The organism is Pseudoxanthomonas sangjuensis (genome assembly GCF_010211755.1).
Taxonomy (GTDB): Bacteria; Pseudomonadota; Gammaproteobacteria; order Xanthomonadales; family Xanthomonadaceae; genus Pseudoxanthomonas_A; species Pseudoxanthomonas_A sangjuensis.
In genome coordinates this window covers 1-15,527 of the sequence record NZ_PDWR01000016.1, presented here as the reverse complement: position 1 = coordinate 15,527, position 15,527 = coordinate 1, and the positions used below count along the sequence as shown (strand labels likewise).

15 protein-coding genes are annotated in these 15,527 nt (G+C 69.5%); 7 read left to right on the top strand and 8 right to left on the bottom strand.

The genetic code is table 11. The annotated features are described in order from the left end of the window. The first annotated feature begins 72 nt into the window (after positions 1–72). Positions 73–1,788, top strand: a complete 1,716-nt coding sequence (gene dld, locus CSC71_RS09670; RefSeq protein WP_162374168.1) for a D-lactate dehydrogenase — start codon at positions 73–75, stop codon at positions 1,786–1,788. Here dld and CSC71_RS09665 read toward each other — a convergent pair. The 4 genes from CSC71_RS09665 to rpsU all read right to left on the bottom strand — a co-directional run bounded on the left by CSC71_RS09665 (position 1,785) and on the right by rpsU (position 3,477). Beyond that, positions 1,785–2,279, bottom strand: a complete 495-nt coding sequence (locus tag CSC71_RS09665) for a GNAT family N-acetyltransferase (protein WP_162374167.1) — start codon at positions 2,277–2,279, stop codon at positions 1,785–1,787. The genes dld and CSC71_RS09665 overlap by 4 nt on opposite strands. 16 nt (positions 2,280–2,295) lie before the next feature. Further along, on the bottom strand, positions 2,296–2,682 hold the full coding sequence (locus tag CSC71_RS09660) for a hypothetical protein (protein WP_162374166.1): 387 nt from the start codon (positions 2,680–2,682) through the stop codon (positions 2,296–2,298). A gap of 5 nt (positions 2,683–2,687) precedes the next feature. Beyond that, entirely contained in the window at positions 2,688–3,134 is a 447-nt protein-coding gene (locus CSC71_RS09655) for a GatB/YqeY domain-containing protein (protein ID WP_162374165.1), read from the bottom strand. A gap of 127 nt (positions 3,135–3,261) precedes the next feature. Further along, positions 3,262–3,477: a 30S ribosomal protein S21 gene (gene rpsU / locus CSC71_RS09650; RefSeq protein WP_002808376.1), complete on the bottom strand. Its 216-nt coding sequence runs from the start codon at positions 3,475–3,477 to the stop codon at positions 3,262–3,264. Positions 3,478–3,602: 125 nt separating this feature from the next. On the opposite strand from rpsU, the gene tsaD reads away from it, so the two are divergent. The 3 genes from tsaD (at position 3,603) to CSC71_RS09635 (ending at position 5,526) form a co-directional block, all read left to right on the top strand. Then, entirely contained in the window at positions 3,603–4,628 is a 1,026-nt protein-coding gene (tsaD, locus tag CSC71_RS09645; protein ID WP_162374164.1) for a tRNA (adenosine(37)-N6)-threonylcarbamoyltransferase complex transferase subunit TsaD, read from the top strand. Positions 4,629–4,783: 155 nt separating this feature from the next. After that, on the top strand, positions 4,784–5,143 hold the full coding sequence (gene folB, locus CSC71_RS09640; protein ID WP_162374163.1) for a dihydroneopterin aldolase: 360 nt from the start codon (positions 4,784–4,786) through the stop codon (positions 5,141–5,143). After that, complete coding sequence (locus CSC71_RS09635) at positions 5,140–5,526, top strand: 2-amino-4-hydroxy-6-hydroxymethyldihydropteridine diphosphokinase (RefSeq protein WP_162374162.1); 387 nt, start codon at positions 5,140–5,142, stop codon at positions 5,524–5,526. Before folB ends, CSC71_RS09635 begins: the two co-directional genes overlap by 4 nt. 4 nt (positions 5,527–5,530) lie before the next feature. On the opposite strand, the gene CSC71_RS09630 is transcribed toward CSC71_RS09635, so the two are convergent. After that, entirely contained in the window at positions 5,531–6,301 is a 771-nt protein-coding gene (locus CSC71_RS09630; protein WP_162374161.1) for a pteridine reductase, read from the bottom strand. A gap of 105 nt (positions 6,302–6,406) precedes the next feature. Between CSC71_RS09630 and CSC71_RS09625 the strand changes: the two genes are divergently transcribed. Together CSC71_RS09625 and CSC71_RS09620 are read left to right on the top strand one after the other, a co-directional pair. After that, on the top strand, positions 6,407–7,597 hold the full coding sequence (locus CSC71_RS09625; protein WP_425501943.1) for a class I SAM-dependent methyltransferase: 1,191 nt from the start codon (positions 6,407–6,409) through the stop codon (positions 7,595–7,597). A gap of 13 nt (positions 7,598–7,610) precedes the next feature. Beyond that, the gene (locus CSC71_RS09620; RefSeq protein ID WP_162374159.1) at positions 7,611–8,024 is read left to right on the top strand and encodes a VanZ family protein; all 414 of its coding nucleotides are present in this window, start codon (positions 7,611–7,613) and stop codon (positions 8,022–8,024) included. 31 nt (positions 8,025–8,055) lie between these two features. Here the strand turns inward: CSC71_RS09620 and CSC71_RS09615 are convergent, their stop codons facing one another. Together CSC71_RS09615 and CSC71_RS09610 are read right to left on the bottom strand one after the other, a co-directional pair. Further along, a complete protein-coding gene (locus CSC71_RS09615) occupies positions 8,056–10,137 on the bottom strand; it encodes an N-acetylmuramic acid 6-phosphate etherase family protein (RefSeq protein WP_162374158.1) in 2,082 nt (693 codons plus the stop codon). Between the two features lie 12 nt (positions 10,138–10,149). After that, on the bottom strand, positions 10,150–12,426 hold the full coding sequence (locus CSC71_RS09610) for a beta-N-acetylhexosaminidase (RefSeq protein WP_246192132.1): 2,277 nt from the start codon (positions 12,424–12,426) through the stop codon (positions 10,150–10,152). Positions 12,427–12,567: 141 nt separating this feature from the next. Between CSC71_RS09610 and CSC71_RS09605 the strand changes: the two genes are divergently transcribed. Further along, on the top strand, positions 12,568–13,818 hold the full coding sequence (locus tag CSC71_RS09605) for an exo-beta-N-acetylmuramidase NamZ family protein (RefSeq protein ID WP_162374156.1): 1,251 nt from the start codon (positions 12,568–12,570) through the stop codon (positions 13,816–13,818). A 1-nt stretch (position 13,819) separates the two neighbouring features. On the opposite strand, the gene CSC71_RS09600 is transcribed toward CSC71_RS09605, so the two are convergent. Beyond that, the coding region (locus CSC71_RS09600) for a beta-N-acetylhexosaminidase (protein WP_162374155.1) at positions 13,820–15,527 on the bottom strand (1,708 nt) is incomplete at its 5' end.

Sequence of the window (15,527 nt, the reverse complement as noted above, 5' to 3'; positions counted from 1 at the left end):
GGACCCGGATTGTACCTTTCGGCCGTGCCCGGAGACTGGTTACCGCGGTCGCGTTCGCGGGACAATGGCGCCATGGATGCCGTTCCTTCCGCGACCCTGCTGGCGCGCCTGCGCGAAACCGTCGGCGCGGCGCACGTGCTGACCGGCGACGGCGAGACGCGGCGCTTCCGCAAGGGTTACCGCCGCGGCGACGGGCCGGTGCTGGCGGTCGTGCGCCCGGGCACGCTGCCGGAGCTGTGGCGCGTGCTGCAGGCGGTCGTGGCGGCCGGGCGCATCGTGATCATGCAGGCCGCCAACACCGGCCTGACCGGCGGCCCCCCGCCCGACGGCGACGGATACGACCGCGAGATCGTCCTGGTCAGCACGCTGCGCATCGCCGGCATCCAGGTCATCGACGAAGGCAGGCAGGTCGTGTGCCTGCCCGGCGCGACGCTGGACGCGCTGGAGAAGGCGCTGGCGCCGTTCGGCCGCGAGCCGCATTCGGTGATCGGCTCGTCGTGCATCGGCGCCTCGGTGCTCGGCGGCATCTGCAACAACTCCGGCGGCGCGCTGGTGCGGCGCGGGCCGGCGTACACGCAGCTGGCGCTGTTCGCGCAGCTGGGCGAAGACGGCGCGCTGCGCCTGGTGAACCACCTCGGCATCGCGCTGGGCGACACGCCCGAACAGATCCTCGCCCGCCTCGAGGCCGGCGCATACACGGCGGCCGACATCGTCCACGACCCGTCGCTGGCCGCTTCGGCCCGCGATTACGACAGGCGGGTGCGCGACGTCGACGCGCCGACGCCGGCGCGCTACAACGCCGATCCGGCGCGGCTGCACGAAGCCAGCGGCTCGGCCGGCCGGCTGTGCGTGTTCGCGGTGCGCCTGGACACTTTCCCGAAGGAGGACGCCCGCGTCTTCTACATCGGCACGAACGATCCGCACGACCTGACCGGCGTGCGCCGGCACCTGCTGACCGCGTTCGAGCGCCTGCCGGTTTCCGGCGAATACATCCACCGCGACGCCTTCGACATCGGCGCCAAGTACGGCAAGGACACGTTCCTGCTGATCGAGAAGTTCGGCACCGGCCGGGTGCCGCAGGCGTTTGCGATCAAGAGCCGCGTCGACGGCTGGTTCGAGCGCATCGGTTTGCGCGGCGCGACCGACCGCGCGCTGCAGGCGCTGATGGCGTTGCTGCCGAACCACCTGCCGAGGTTCATGCTCGAATGGCGTAACCGCTACGAGCATCACCTGCTGCTGAAAGTATCGGCACGGGACGCGGATGCGACACGCGAATACTTGCAGCGATTCTTCGCCGACAAGCCTGGCGAGTTCTACGAATGCGACGCGGAGGAGGGGCGCAAGGCCTTCCTGCACCGCTTCGCCGTCGCCAGTGCCGCGGTGCGCTACCGCGAGACGCACCGATCGACGGTCGAGGACATCGTCCCGCTCGACATCGCCCTGCGCCGCAACGACCGCGACTGGGTGGAAACGCTGCCGCCCGACCTGGACGCGGCGATGGTGGCGAAGCTCTACTACGGTCACTTCTTCTGCCACGTGTTCCACCAGGACTACATCGTGAAGAAGGGCAGCGATCCGCTGGCGATCGAACACCGCCTGTGGCGGCTGCTCGACGCGCGCGGCGCTGAATATCCGGCCGAGCACAACGTCGGCCACCTGTACCACGCCAAGCCGGCGCTGGCGGCGTTCTACCGTGCGCTGGATCCGACCAACAGCTTCAACCCGGGCATCGGCCGGACGTCGAAGAAGCGGAACTGGGGCGAATGCGGAGGCTGCGGCGGAAGCTAGGCCTGCGCGGCGAGATTGCGCAGCGCTTCGCCGGTCATCCGCTGCACCGTCCATTCGTCCATCGGTTTCGCGCCCAGGCTGCGGTAGAACCGGATCGCCGGCTCGTTCCAGTCCAGCACCGACCACTCGAAGCGGCCGCAATCGCGTTCGACCGCGATCTTCGCCACTTGCGCGATCAATCGCTTGCCGACGCCGAGGCCGCGGTATTGCGGGCGCACGAACAGGTCTTCGAGATAGATGCCGGGCTGGCCGGTCCAGGTGCTGAAGTTGTGGAAGAACAGGGCGAAGCCGGCGGGCTCCGCGCCGACTTCGGCGATGAGGACTTCGGCGTACGGCCGCGGCCCGAACAGGTGCCGCTGCAGCTGTTCCGGCGTGGCCTTGGCCGAATCGGGTTCCTTCTCGTACTCGGCGAGCTCGCGGATGAGGGCGAGGATCAGCGGGATGTCGGCCGGCGCGGCGGGGCGGAGGGTGATCGAATGTGCGTTGGGCATGGTTTTGGTCTTCGGGTCAATCGCCGTGGAATGGCTCGGCTACTACCTGCCAAGCGTCTTCGTGAACGATATATCCGGGGCGATCAGTTTGCAGAAGCTCGACGACAAGCCCGTGCCGTTCAGCGATACCTGCAATGGCACGAAAACGACTCACCAGATCGACCGCATCGGCCTTGACCCACGATATGCCGTGGGTTTGCTTGTGCGAAACGTTGCGCTTGCGGGCGAATCGGGCCGGAACAGGGACGTTGGTTTCGACCCATTCGACGTGTCTGCGCAATTCATCCTCTTCTGCCTGCGGCATGTCGCCTGCGCGGAGCAGATCGTAGGCTGCGGACATCAGACCTGTGAATTGGCCGGTGCGCCGGTCCCGATCCGGGATGACGAAGCGCAACAGGATCACGGACTTCAGCCGGCGAGCTTCTTCTTCACCAGTGCCGACACCAGGCCCATGTCGGCCTGGCCGGCCAGCCGGGGCTTCAGCACGCCCATCAGCTTGCCCATGTCGGCCGGGCCCTTCGCGCCGGTTTCGGCGATGGCCGCATCGATCGCGGTCCGGATCGCGTCCTCGCCCAGCTTGGCCGGCAGGTAGCCGTCGATCACCGCCAGTTCGGCGCGTTCGACGCTGGCCAGGTCCTCGCGGCCGGCGGCCTCGTACTGCGAAATCGAATCCTTGCGCTGCTTGACCATCTTCTCCAGCACGGCCAGCACGACGGCGTCGGTGATTTCGATGCGCTCGTCGACCTCGCGCTGCTTGATCGCGGCGTTGATCAGGCGGATGGTGGCCAGGCGCTCCTTGTCGCCGGACTTCATCGCGGCCTTCATGTCTTCGGTGAGTTGCTGCTTCAGGCTCATGGCTGTCTCCGGGTGCTAGAACACAAAAAGCCGGCCACGCTTGCGCGTGCCGGCTTTCGGTCGACCCCTTTGAAAGTCCGCACGCGGATGCGCGGGCCTTTGCGGAGGGGTCCGCGTATGCCGCGGCTCAGTACAGGCGCTGGCGCTTGGTGACGTCGCGCGAGCTGCGGCGCAGCTGGCGCTTCACCGCGGCGGCGGCCTTGCGCTTGCGTTCCTGGGTCGGCTTCTCGTAGAACTCGCGCTTGCGGGTCTCGGCCAGGACGCCGGCCTTTTCGCAGGTGCGCTTGAAGCGACGCAGAGCAAACTCGAACGGCTCGTTTTCGCGGACTTTGACGCTGGGCATGGAATCTCCGGGGCACAAAATACCGGGCCGGGCCCGGTGAGCCGCGCATTATAATGATCGAACCCGCCCGGATGCAAGCCGGCCGGGCCTTCCCAATCAGGCAGATAGCCCCCAAATCCCTCCCCATGCGCGTCCTCGGCATCGAAACCAGCTGCGACGAAACCGGCGTGGCCGTCTACGACACGGCCCGCACCGGCGCGGACGGCCTGCTGGCGCACGCGGTCTACAGCCAGATCGCCCTGCATGCCGAATACGGCGGGGTGGTGCCGGAGCTGGCCAGCCGCGACCACGTGCGCAAGCTGTTGCCGCTGGTCCGGCAGACCCTGGCCGAGGCCGGGCTGGACACCGCCGACCTGGACGGCGTGGCCTACACCGCCGGGCCCGGGCTGGTCGGTGCGCTGCTGGTCGGGGCCGGCGTCGCCCGCTCGCTGGCCTGGGCGCTGGACCTGCCGGCCGTCGGCGTGCACCACATGGAAGGCCATCTGCTGGCGCCGCTGATCGAAAACGACCCGCCCAAGCCGCCGTTCGTCGCCCTGCTGGTCTCCGGCGGCCACACCCAGCTGGTCGAAGTGGACGCCATCGGCCAATACCGCCTGCTCGGCGAGACCCTCGACGACGCCGCCGGCGAGGCTTTCGACAAGACCGCCAAGCTGATGGGCCTGCCGTACCCGGGCGGCCCGCAACTGGCCAGGCTGGCGGAGCAGGGCACGCCGGGGCGCTACCGGTTCGCCCGGCCGATGACCGACCGGCCCGGCCTCGACTTCAGTTTCAGCGGCCTGAAGACCCAGGTGCTGCTGGCGTGGCGCGACTCCGACCAGTCGGAGCAGACCCGCGCCGACATCGCCCGCGGCTTCGAGGACGCGGTGGTCGATACCCTCGCGATCAAGTGCGAACGCGCGCTCGACGAAGCCGGTTGCGACACGCTGATCGTCGCCGGCGGCGTCGGCGCCAACCAGCGCCTGCGGGCGAAGCTGCAGGCGATGGCGCAGAAGCGCGGCGGCCGGGTCTGCTTCCCGCGCATGGAGCTGTGCACCGACAACGGCGCGATGATCGCCTACGCCGGCGCACTGCGGCTCGAAGCCGGCCAGCGCGAGGACGCGCAGGTGAAGGTGACGCCGCGCTGGGACATGGCGACGCTGCCGGCGGTGTAACGTTCGCCATTCCGGCGCGAGCCGGGTTTCCAGCGGCCGCGCGGCCGGCATCCATTTCGCTGCCGCTCTTAATCCTGCGGAACGAGGGCAAGGCAGCGGCGAGCCGGGTTTCGGCTTGCGCAGGGAGGGCGGCAAAAGCGGATATGCTTCCGCGCATGGACATCGTCTTCATCGAGGCCCTCGAGGCCGACGCGCTGATCGGCGTCTACGACTGGGAACGCACCGCGCCGCAGAAGCTGCTGTTCGACGTCGAGATGGGCTTCGACAACCGCGGGCCCGGCGCCAGCGACGCGCTCGCCGACACCATCGACTACGCGCAGGTGGCGGAAACCATCGTCGCGATCTGCCGCGATTCGAAGTTCCAGCTGGTCGAGGCGCTGGCCGAGCGCATCGCCGGTGAATTGCTGCGACGCTTTCCCGTCGCAACCCTGTCGCTGCGCGTGAGCAAGCCCGGCGCGGTGCCGGCCGCGCGCGGGGTCGGCGTGCGCATCGTCCGCGAAAGACCGCGCGCATGAGCGAACACCGCTACGTGCTGCTGCTCGGCAGCGGCACCGACGAGGAAGCGCGGCTGCGCCATGCCCGCGACGGACTGAAGCGGCGCGGACGCATCCTGGCCCGATCCGGCATCGTGCACTCGCCGAGCGTGGTGCCGGGCGACGGCCACCACTACGTCAACCAGGCGCTGCTGTTCTGCAGCGAACTGCCGCGCACGGAGTTCGCGCCGTGGCTGAAGGAGCTGGAACAGAAGCTGGGCCGCACGCCCGAGGACGAGCCGTGCGTCATCGACATCGACCTGGTCGGCGAATGCGACGCGCATGGCGCGCCGCTGTGGGAAGACCCGGCGAAGCTGGCGCATCCGCTGTTCCGCGACCTCGTCGCCAAGGTCGCGCGGCGATAGCCCATCAGATGAACGTCGATCTTCCGCCGTCGATGGCGAGGATCTGCCCGGTGACGAAATCGTTGCCGCCCAGCAGCCAGCTCACCGCCGAGGCGATTTCCTCCGGCTTGCCCTGGCGCTGCAAGGGCACGCGTTCGCGCAGCAGTTGCGGCGTCTCGGCCTTGTCCGGGTTCTCCGCCCACAGGATGTTGCCGGGCGCGACCGCGTTGACCCGCACTTCCGGCGCGAGTTCGCGCGCCAGCGACTTGGTCATCATCACCAGCGCCGCCTTGGCCATGCTGTAGATCGAATGGCCCGGCAGCGGGCGTTCGGCATAGACGTCGGCGATGCTGACGATGGCGCCGCGGCTGGCCTTCAGGTGCGGCGCCGCGGCCTGCGACAGGAAGAACGGCGCACGCGCGTTGCTGGCGAACAGCTCGTCCCACTGCTGCGGCGTCGCGCTGCCGATCGGCGTGGCGTAGTAGGCCGAGGCGTTGTTGACCAGCGCGTCGAGCCGGCCGAAATGGCCGACGGCCTTCGCCACCAGTTCCGGCAGGCGGTCGAATTCGGCCAGGTCGGCCTGCAGCGTGAGAACGCTGCCGGGGCGCGTGGTTTCCAGTTCCACGGCCAACGCGTGCGCCTCGGCCTGCGAGCCGCGGTAGTGCAGTGCCAGCGCGTAGCCGTCGGCGTGCAGGCGGCGGGCGATGGCCGCACCGATGCGCCTGGCGGCGCCGGTGATCAGGGCGACGCGTCGGGGTTCGCTCACGCGGGTGTCCTTCGATGGGTCCGGCCGCATTGTCGCACCTGGGCCTGTTCCGGTGGCGTCGACGGGTCCTGGCCGACTGGCGGGGCGGCTCGACCGGGGTGCGCGCCGGCCTCTGGCGGAGGAACTCCGCGTACCATGTGCGCCATGTCCGCCGAGTTCCCGCCCCCCGACGCCGACGCGCTCGAACACAGTGCGCGCCTTGCCGCCAGCCTGCGCGCGGAAATCGCGGCGAACGGCAGCATCCCGTTCTCGCGCTTCATGGAGCGCTGCCTGTACGCGCCGGGGCTGGGCTACTACAGCGCCGGCAGCGCCAAGTTCGGCGGCGAGGGCGACTTCGTCACCGCGCCGGAACTCGGCCCGCTGTTCGCCGCCTGCGTCGCCGAGGCGGTCGCGCCGGTGCTGCGCCAGCTCGGCCCGGAAGCGCAGTTGCTCGAGATCGGCGGCGGCAGCGGCGCGTTCGCCGAGGTCGCGCTGAAGCGCCTGCTGCAGGCCGACGCGATGCCGGCGCGCTACGCGATCCTCGAACCCAGCGCCGACCTGCGCGAACGCCAGCGCGCGCGCCTGCGGCAAAACCTGTCGCCGCTGGTGTTCGACTGCATCGAATGGCTGGACGCGCCGCCCACCGAGAAGTGGAACGGCGTGCTGTTCGCCAACGAGGTAATCGACGCGCTGCCGACGCCGCGCTTCGCGATCCACGCCGGCGAGGTGTTCGAGGAAGGCGTGGCGCTGGACGGCGAGGGCCGCTTCGTCCGCTGCGAACGCCCCGCCGACGCGCTGCTGGCCGCGGCGGTGCGCCACGTCGAGCATTACCTGAAGCGACCGTTCGCCGACGGCTACCGCTCCGAACTGCTGCCGCAACTGCCGTACTGGGTGCAGGCGGTGATGGGCGGGCTGCAGGCCGGCGCGATGCTGTTCGTCGACTACGGCTATCCGCGCGGCGAGTACTACCTGCCCGAGCGCGACGACGGCACGCTGCGCGCGTTCTACCGGCACCGCCTGCACAACGACGTCTACGCCTGGCCGGGACTGCAGGACATCACCGCATCGGTCGACTTCACCGCGCTGGCGGAGGCGGGCACCGGCGCCGGTTTCGACCTGGCCGGCTACTGCACCCAGGCCAGTTTCCTGCTCGGCAACGGCCTGGCCGACCGCTTGCGCGAAGTCGACGAGCGCGGCGACGCGGCGCTGTCGCTGAAGTTCGCCAACGAGGCGAAGAAACTGACCTTGCCGACCGAGATGGGCGAGCGTTTCCAGGCCATGGGTTTCGCCCGCGACGCCGATTTCGAGACCGCATTCCTCGCCGGCGACCTGAGCTGGCGCCTGTAGAGGGGACGTCACGATGGAATACCGCTTCGGCCGTTCGCTCAAGCCGTTCCGCCGCCCGCTGCTGTGGAGCGGCCTGTGGTGCGCGGCGATCGCCGCGGTGGTGATCGGCTCGCTGGTGTCGCCGGCGGGCCTGCCGCTGCCGGAGGTGCGCAACGGCGACAAGCTGCTGCACCTGTCCGCCTACTTCGCGCTGGCGGCATGGGCGGTGCAGTTGTTCCCGCGCTGGAGTTCGCTGCTCGGCGCCGGCATCGGCCTGGTGCTGATGGGCATCGGCGTGGAATACGCGCAGGGCGCGCTGACCGTCGACCGGATGATGGACGCGCGCGACGCGCTGGCGAACACGCTGGGCGTGATCGCCGGGCTGGGCACGCAGCTGACGCCGTGGCGGGATGCGCTGCTGAAATTCGACAGCCGCGGGATGCGGTAGGAGCGGGCGGGGCCCGCTCCCGCGCGGGATTTCAATCGTCGTAGTCGGCGAGGTAATCGTCCAGCTTGCGCTGCTGCAGCAACGCGTTGGCCTCGCCCCACGAAATGCCGCGCTGCAGGCGCAGGCTCTCGAGGATGCGCACGATGCTCAGTTCCACTTCCGGCGCGGTGGCCTGCGCGGCGTTGTCGTGGCGCCAGTCCACCGCGTCGAACATCACCGCGTTGGCATCGGCGTAATCCAGCGGCGCGTGCCCGCCGTTGGCCTCCTGCCACTTGCCGCTGGCCAGCACCGCGTTGACGTGCGACTGGATCAGGAAGGTGGCGCGGCCGTACAGCTTCAGGTTGCCCGGCTGCACCGCGGTCATGGTGTTGCCGACCACGCGGCCGAGCTTGGCCATGATGCCGGTGGAATGCGCGTTGAGCAGCATCTTCAGCGCGATGGTGCGGTTCAGCTCCAGCGGGTCGTGCCGCAGCGGCAACGCCAGGTCGAACACCTGCAGCCGCGGCACGTCCCGGCGCAGCGCGACCAGTTCGCCGGCGGGAAGCGGCGCGTCGCCGACGTGGACGATGCCCAGCGAGGCGCCGCCGTCGGCGAACCGGCGCAGCCAGTCCCTGCCGAGCTCCCGCGGCGACTCGGCGCCGAGCAGGATCATCGCGCCATGGTCGCCGCGCGACGGCCCGAAGCGTTGCAGGTTGTCCGCCGACAGCGACAGGTCGTAGAGCCGCTGCTGCTCGGCGCCGGCGTTGGCCAGGCCGCGCGCGGCGGCGTTGCGCAGCCACGGGTCGTCGATCTGCTCTTCGAACGGCTTCGCGTACAGCGCCGGATCGAGCCCGTGGAACGGGCGATGCAGCAACGCGTTCCATGCCGAGTCCGCGTCCTTCGCCGGCGTCCACACCTGGATCCACGAGCGGCGCTCCGTGGCGTCGACGCGGTCCAGCGGCGCGAGGCGGAAGGTCGGGGCGCGTTCGGTGACGTCGACGAACACCGGCATCAGCGCGCGTTGCACGAGGTAGGTCGCGTGGTGGCCGCTGGCGTAGGTGGAGGATTCGAGGTCCGTCCACGGCGCCAGCAGGGGGGCGGCGTCGGCGACGGTTTCCTGCAGCGCGGCGAAGTCGCGCAGGCGCGAGGCGATGTCGGCCTTCTCGTCGAAGCCGAGGTCGCGCAGTTCCTGCTTCGACAGCAGTGGCCTGAGCAGCGCGTGGATCGCGTCCTCCATCGCCACCCCCAGCGCGTACAGGCTGGTCGTGGTGGCCTGCATGCGGGTCGAGCCGGTGATCGATTGCGGACCGGTCGGCAGCTTGATCTTGCTGATGCCGGGGTGTTCGATCGCCTCGCGGCTGCGCACGAACGGCAGCAGCACCTCGTCCGGGTTGTTGTAGACGAACCAGGTCTTGCGCGGGTCGTTGCCGTTGATCTCGGCGCCTTCCTTGGCGGTGCCGATCACCGCCGAGGTCTCGCCGCCCTCGGTCACGGCGAAGACCACGTCGTCCTTGCCGATGCCGTTGTCGTGCAGCTGCAGGCGGCCGATCAGCTGCAGGTCCTCGAAGCCTTCCAGCGACGAGATCAGCGCGCGGTCGCCGCCGGTGATCTCGCCGCGCACCCGGTCCTCGATGCCCGGATAGGCCTTGCGGATCCTTTCCCACGCATCCGTCCGGGCCACGCGCAGCCAGAACGGCCGCCACAGCCCGCTCTCCAGCGTTTCGGCGAGGCGGCCGGTCGAGCCGGTGCCGTAGAAGTAGACGCGGTGGCCGCTGCGCAACGCGTCCTGCATCGCCTGCGAGGCTTCCTGCAGCTTGCGCAGGCGTGCCGGGTCGGCGGCGACGGCATCCATCGTGGCGACCACGTCGCGGTCGACCGCGAACAGGGCCTGCAGGCCGGCGGTGGTGTCGCCGGCGATGCGCCGGCTCAGGTCCATGGTCTGCGGATGGCGCTGTTCGGTCAGCAGCGTGTGCAGCTGGAACTGCTGCTTGTTCCGCACGTAGTCGCGCGACTGCTCCGACGGGCTGATGCCGAGCAGCTTGAGCACGTCGTCGTTGCCGCCGCGCGCGTGGGCGATGCCGGCCAGCAGGGACAGGAACAGGGCGCCGTACTTGAGTTTGCGGAATCGGGACATGGCGATCATGGCTCAGGGTGACGGGGAAAGGGTAATCCGGTCCAGCGCCCACATCTGCGGGCGGAAGTCGCCGCTGAAGCGGATGCACAGCGAATCGGCGGCGTCGAACTTGCGGCGCAGCGGCGCGTGCACGGTGACGAAGCCGTCGGCGTCCGGCCGCGCCGGCAGCGGTGCGCTGGCGACGGTTTCGCCCGCGCAGGAACCGGCGCGGACGTCGAGCTCGCCGTGCGCGTTCTTCGCCGGCAGGTACTTGCGCGCGGCGTCTTCCTCCGCGCCCTGGTTGAAGATGTAGGGTAGGCGGCCGGCGCGGACCTCGATGCCGGCGATGCCGTCCAGTGGCGCGTCCTCCCACCGCCAGCAGGGCGCCATGATCGCGACGTTGAACAGGGCGCGGCGGCGCTTTCCCTCCGGATCGAACGGACCGTCGTCGTCCATGCGCAGCACCGGGCCATTGGCCGCACACTGCTGCAGCTGCTCGTCGGTGCGGGTCAGCAAGCCGGCAGCGGTGACGTCGAAGTCGCCGACGGGATCCAAGGCCTCGCCGGCGGAAAACGCCGCGGCCCGCAGCTTCGCCGGCAGCTTCAGCGACAACGGCCCGCCATACGGCGTCGATGCCGATGTCGGCGTGCTGCCGTCGAGCGTGTAGCGGATCGTGTAGCCGAGCGGGTTGGCGAGCGCGATGCGCGCGTGGCCTTCCCGGTTGTCGGGCCTGGCGTCGAGGATCGTCTCGAACGGCGTGCGCGCGTAGCCGATGCCGAGCGCCTGGTAACGCTTGATCCATGCCGGCAATCGCTGCAGGAAGCTTGCGTAGTCCTTCTTCTCCCTCGGCGTCCAGCCGGTCTCGGCGACGGCGAGCAGGCGCGGGAAGGTGTTGTGCTCGACCCCGGCGAACAGGCGGTTGTCGGTGGTCCACATGTTCGCCTGCAGGCCGAGGATGTGCCGGCGCTGCGATTCGTCGAGTTCGTCCGGCACCGGTTCGAAGTCGTAGACCTTGCGCATCGGCAGCAGCCGCGGCGCGGGCCGGCCGGGGAACTCGTTCGGCGAATCGGTCTGCAGGTAGTCGAAATACAGGCTGGACACCGGCGACATCACCACGTCGTGGCCCTGTTTCGCCGCTTCGATGCCGCCCTCGATGCCGCGCCACGACATCACCGTGGCATCGGGCGACAGGCCGCCTTCGAGGATCTCGTCCCAGCCGAGCAGGCGCTTGCCGTGCGCATGCAGGATCGCTTCCAGGCGATGGACGAACCAGCTTTGCAGCGCCGTTTCGTCCGCCAGGCCCAGCGCGCGGATCTTCGCCTGTACCGGCTTCGAGGCCTGCCACTGGTCCTTCAATGCCTCGTCGCCGCCGATGTGGATGTAATCGCCGGGAAAGAGCTGCGCCACTTCGGCGAACACGTCGTCGAGGAAGCGGAACGTGCCTTCCTCGACGTTGAACAGGTTGGAATGGATGCCGCGGTAGGCGGTCACCGGGATCTGCTTTCCTTCGGTGCCGAGCTGCGGGTACGCGGCGATCGCGGCGGTGGCGTGGCCGGGCACGTCGATCTCCGGCACGATGGTGATGTGGCGCGCGGCGGCATAGGCGACCACGTCGCGGATGTCGTCCTGCGTGTAGTAGCCGCAATACGGCGCCGGCTTGCCGGTCGCGGGATCGATGCCGGCGTCGCCGGCCGGGATGCGGCAGCCGCCGACCTCGGTCAGCTTCGGGTATTTCCTGATCTCGATCCGCCAGCCCTGGTCGTCGGTCAGGTGCCAGTGGAACACGTTGAGCTTGTGCAGCGCCATCGCATCGAGCAGGCGCTTGATCTCGTCGACGCTCTGGAAGTGCCGCGCCGAGTCCAGCATCAGCCCGCGCCAGGAAAAGCGCGGCGTGTCGTCGATGTGCATTGCCGGCAGCACGACGCGCCCGTCCTCGCCCTGGGTCAGCAGCTGCCATAGCGTGACCGCGCCGTAGAACAGGCCGGCTTCGTCGCTGGCGGTGACGAAAATGCCCTCGGTCCCCGGCTGCACCGTGAGCCGGTAGCCTTCCGGCGGCAGGGAGGCTTCGGGCCGGAGGTCGAAATGGATGCCGGCGATGTCGTCCTGCGAATATTCCAGCGCGGGCCTGTTGGCGGCCGTCAGCAAGCGGTTGAAGTGTGCCGCCACGCGCTGCGCGATATCGGAATTGGCCAGCACCGTGGTGTCCGCATCGATCGTGAAGCTGCCCGCGCCGGCGCGCATCGCCGCCGGCTGCGGGATCAGCGACGGGACGATGGCGGCTTCGCCACTGGCGGGCGCGGTGCAGGACATCACCAGCAAGCAAGCGGCGAGCGGGAGAAAACGGCGCATTGCGGCTTTCGGGCTCCGTCCGGGGCGCATGGAGCCCGATTATCCGACGATCGGTTATCGTTGCCTATGCTTTTCGTCACGCCAGCCGCACGGGTCGCACGCATGCTTCGATACGGACGAGACATTCTCCTTTGCGGGCTGGCGATGCTGGCGTTGGCCGCGCCGTTGCGGGCCGCCGGTCCGCGCGATGCGGGCCCGGAGCCCGGCATCGAGGTGCTGCTGCACGAACGCGCCGGCGAACTGCACGGCAAGCGCATCGGCCTGGTCACCAACATGACCGGCGTTGACCGCGAATTGCGCAGCGACATCGACCTGCTCGCCGCGCGCAAGGACTTCCGGCTGGTCGCGCTGTACGGCCCCGAACACGGCGTGCGCGGCGACGTGCAGGCCGGCGGGCACGTGGACTCGTCGCGCGACGCGGCGACCGGGCTGCCGGTGTACAGCCTGTACGGCAAGACCCGCGAACCGACCGCGGAGATGCTGGACGGCGTCGACGTGCTGCTGTTCGACATCCAGGACGTCGGCGCGCGCTACTACACCTATCCCTACACGCTGGCCAACGTGCTGCGCGCGGCGAAGAAGCGGGGCATCCCGGTGTGGGTGCTGGACCGGCCGAACCCGCTGGGCGGCGAGAAGGTCGAAGGCCCCGTGCTCGATCCGGAGTTCTCGTCCTTCGTCGGCATGTTCCCGATCCCGGTGCGCCACGGCATGACCATCGGCGAGCTGGCGACGCTGTTCAACGACGAATTCGGCATCGGCGCGGAACTGGCCGTGGTGAAGATGCGCGGTTGGCACCGCGGCGACGCCGAACCCGGCGGCACGATGCCGTGGGTGCCGCCGTCGCCGAACATGCCCACCCGCGACACCGCGCTGGTCTATCCGGGCACGGCGCTGATCGAGGGCACCAACGTTTCCGAGGGCCGCGGCACCACGCGTCCGTTCGAGACCATCGGCGCGCCGTTCGTCGATGCGCGGCAGCTCGCCGCCAGGCTCAATGCGCTCGGCCTGCCCGGCGTGCGCTTCCGCCCGACCTGGTTCACGCCGAGCTTCTCCAAGCACAAGGACGTGCCGTGCGGCGGCGTGCAACTGCACGTGTTCGACCGCGACGCGTTCCAGCCGTTCCGCACCGGGGTGGCGCTGGTGAAGACCCTGCACGACCTGTATCCGCGGGATTTCAGGTTCCAGTCCGGCCTGCCCGGCGCATCGCCGGACTTCTTCGACAAGCTCGCCGGCAATGCGTGGTTGAAGCAGGCGATCGAGCGCGGCGATCCGCTCGACGCCATCGAGGCGCGCTGGCAACCGGCGCTGGAAGCGTTCCGGCGCCAGCGCCGGCGCCATTTGCTCTATCCGTGAATCACCGCTTCGGGACCAGGGTGACCCGGTCCAGCACCCACATCGCCGGCCGCGTGTCGCCGGTGAAATAGACGCACAGGTCGGCCGGCCGCGACCGCGCCGGGATCGGCGCCTGCAGCGTGACGAAGCCGTCCGCGTCCGGTTGCGCCGGCAGCGGCACGTTCGCCAGTTCCGCGCCGTCGCAACCGGCCCGGACCACCAGCTCGCCGTGCGCGGACTTCGCCGGCTTGAAGCTGCGCTTCTCCTCGTCGTGGGCCAGCTGGAAGTTGTACGGGATGCGCCCGGCGCGCACTTCGACCGCGCCGATGCCGGCCAGCCGCGCCTGCTTCCATTCCCAGCACGGATTGAAGATGTCGACGTTGAAGATCGCGCGTTCGCCGGCGAACGGACCGTCGTCTTCCAGGCGCAACGGCACCGTGCGGCTGCACAACGCCATTTGCTCGTCGCTGCGGCTGTTGCCCTGCGCGACGGCCTTCTCTTCGAACGGCGTCTTCGCGTACTTGATGCCGAGCGCGTCGTAGCGGCGCAACTGCGCGGGCAGGCGGACGAGGAAATCGTCGTAGTTCTTCTTCGCCGCCGGCGACCAGCCGGTTTCGGCCAGCGCGGCGATGCGCGGGAAGACCTGGTGCTGCACGCGGTCGAAGGTGCGCATGTGCTCGGTCCACGCATTGGCCTGCAGGCCCAGGATGTGCTGCTGCCGGTCCTCGGGCAGCGCCGACGGCAGCGGCTCGAAGTCGTACACGTCCTTCAGCGTCGACAGCGTCGGGCGGCCGGGCACCTCGTCGGGCGAATCGCTCTGCAGGTAATCCAGGTACAACGTGTCCACCGGCGTCATCACCACGTCGTGGCCGCGGTTGGCGGCGGCGATGCCGCCCTCGGTGCCGCGCCACGACATCACCGTGGCCGACGGAGGCAGGTCGCCCTCGAGGATCTCGTCCCAGCCGATCAGGCGCTTGCCGCTGGCGGCAAGCAGCTTCTGCAGCCGCGCCACCAGCAGGCCCTGCATCGCCATCTCGTCCTTCGCGCCCAGCTCCTTCATCCGCTGCTGCACGTGCCGCGACGCGATCCACTGGTCCTTCACCGCCTCGTCGCCGCCGACGTGCACGTACTCGCCGGGGAACAGGGCGGCGACTTCGCCGAACACGTCCTCGAGGAACCTGAAGGTGCTTTCCTCGGTGTTGAACAGGTTGGCGTGCACGCCCCATTCGTTCGACACCGCCGGCGCCTCGCCGAGCAGGCCGAGCCGCGGATACGCGGCGATCGCGGCGGTGGCGTGGCCGGGCACGTCGATCTCCGGCACGATGGTGATGTGGCGCGCAGCGGCATAGGCGACCACGTCGCGGATCTGGTCCTGTGTGTAGTAGCCGCAATACGGCGCCGGCTTGCCGGTCGTGGGGTCGATGCCGGCGTCGCCGGCCGGGATGCGGCAGCCGCCGACCTCGGTCAGCTTCGGGTATTTCCTGATCTCGATCCGCCAGCCCTGGTCGTCGGTCAGGTGCCAGTGGAACACGTTGAGCTTGTGCAGCGCCATCGCATCGAGCAGGCGCTTGATCTCGTCGACGCTCTGGAAGTGCCGCGCCGAGTCCAGCATCAGCCCGCGCCAGGAAAAGCGCGGCGTGTCGTCGATGTGCATTGCCGGCAGCACGACGCGCCCGTCCTCGCCCTGGGTCAGCAGCTGCCATAGCGTGACCGCGCCGTAGAACAGGCCG

What these genes read in the sequence shown, in the direction of transcription:
- dld (WP_162374168.1), top strand. Translation starts at nt 73, where the DNA reads ATGGATGCCGTTCCTTCCGCGACCCTGCTGGCGCGCCTGCGCGAAACC.
- CSC71_RS09665 (WP_162374167.1), bottom strand. Translation starts at nt 2,279, where the DNA reads ATGCCCAACGCACATTCGATCACCCTCCGCCCCGCCGCGCCGGCCGAC.
- CSC71_RS09655 (WP_162374165.1), bottom strand. Translation starts at nt 3,134, where the DNA reads ATGAGCCTGAAGCAGCAACTCACCGAAGACATGAAGGCCGCGATGAAG.
- rpsU (WP_002808376.1), bottom strand. Translation starts at nt 3,477, where the DNA reads ATGCCCAGCGTCAAAGTCCGCGAAAACGAGCCGTTCGAGTTTGCTCTG.
- tsaD (WP_162374164.1), top strand. Translation starts at nt 3,603, where the DNA reads ATGCGCGTCCTCGGCATCGAAACCAGCTGCGACGAAACCGGCGTGGCC.
- folB (WP_162374163.1), top strand. Translation starts at nt 4,784, where the DNA reads ATGGACATCGTCTTCATCGAGGCCCTCGAGGCCGACGCGCTGATCGGC.
- CSC71_RS09635 (WP_162374162.1), top strand. Translation starts at nt 5,140, where the DNA reads ATGAGCGAACACCGCTACGTGCTGCTGCTCGGCAGCGGCACCGACGAG.
- CSC71_RS09630 (WP_162374161.1), bottom strand. Translation starts at nt 6,301, where the DNA reads ATGCGGCCGGACCCATCGAAGGACACCCGCGTGAGCGAACCCCGACGC.
- CSC71_RS09625 (WP_425501943.1), top strand. Translation starts at nt 6,407, where the DNA reads ATGTGCGCCATGTCCGCCGAGTTCCCGCCCCCCGACGCCGACGCGCTC.
- CSC71_RS09620 (WP_162374159.1), top strand. Translation starts at nt 7,611, where the DNA reads ATGGAATACCGCTTCGGCCGTTCGCTCAAGCCGTTCCGCCGCCCGCTG.
- CSC71_RS09615 (WP_162374158.1), bottom strand. Translation starts at nt 10,137, where the DNA reads ATGTCCCGATTCCGCAAACTCAAGTACGGCGCCCTGTTCCTGTCCCTG.
- CSC71_RS09610 (WP_246192132.1), bottom strand. Translation starts at nt 12,426, where the DNA reads ATGTCCTGCACCGCGCCCGCCAGTGGCGAAGCCGCCATCGTCCCGTCG.
- CSC71_RS09605 (WP_162374156.1), top strand. Translation starts at nt 12,568, where the DNA reads ATGCTTCGATACGGACGAGACATTCTCCTTTGCGGGCTGGCGATGCTG.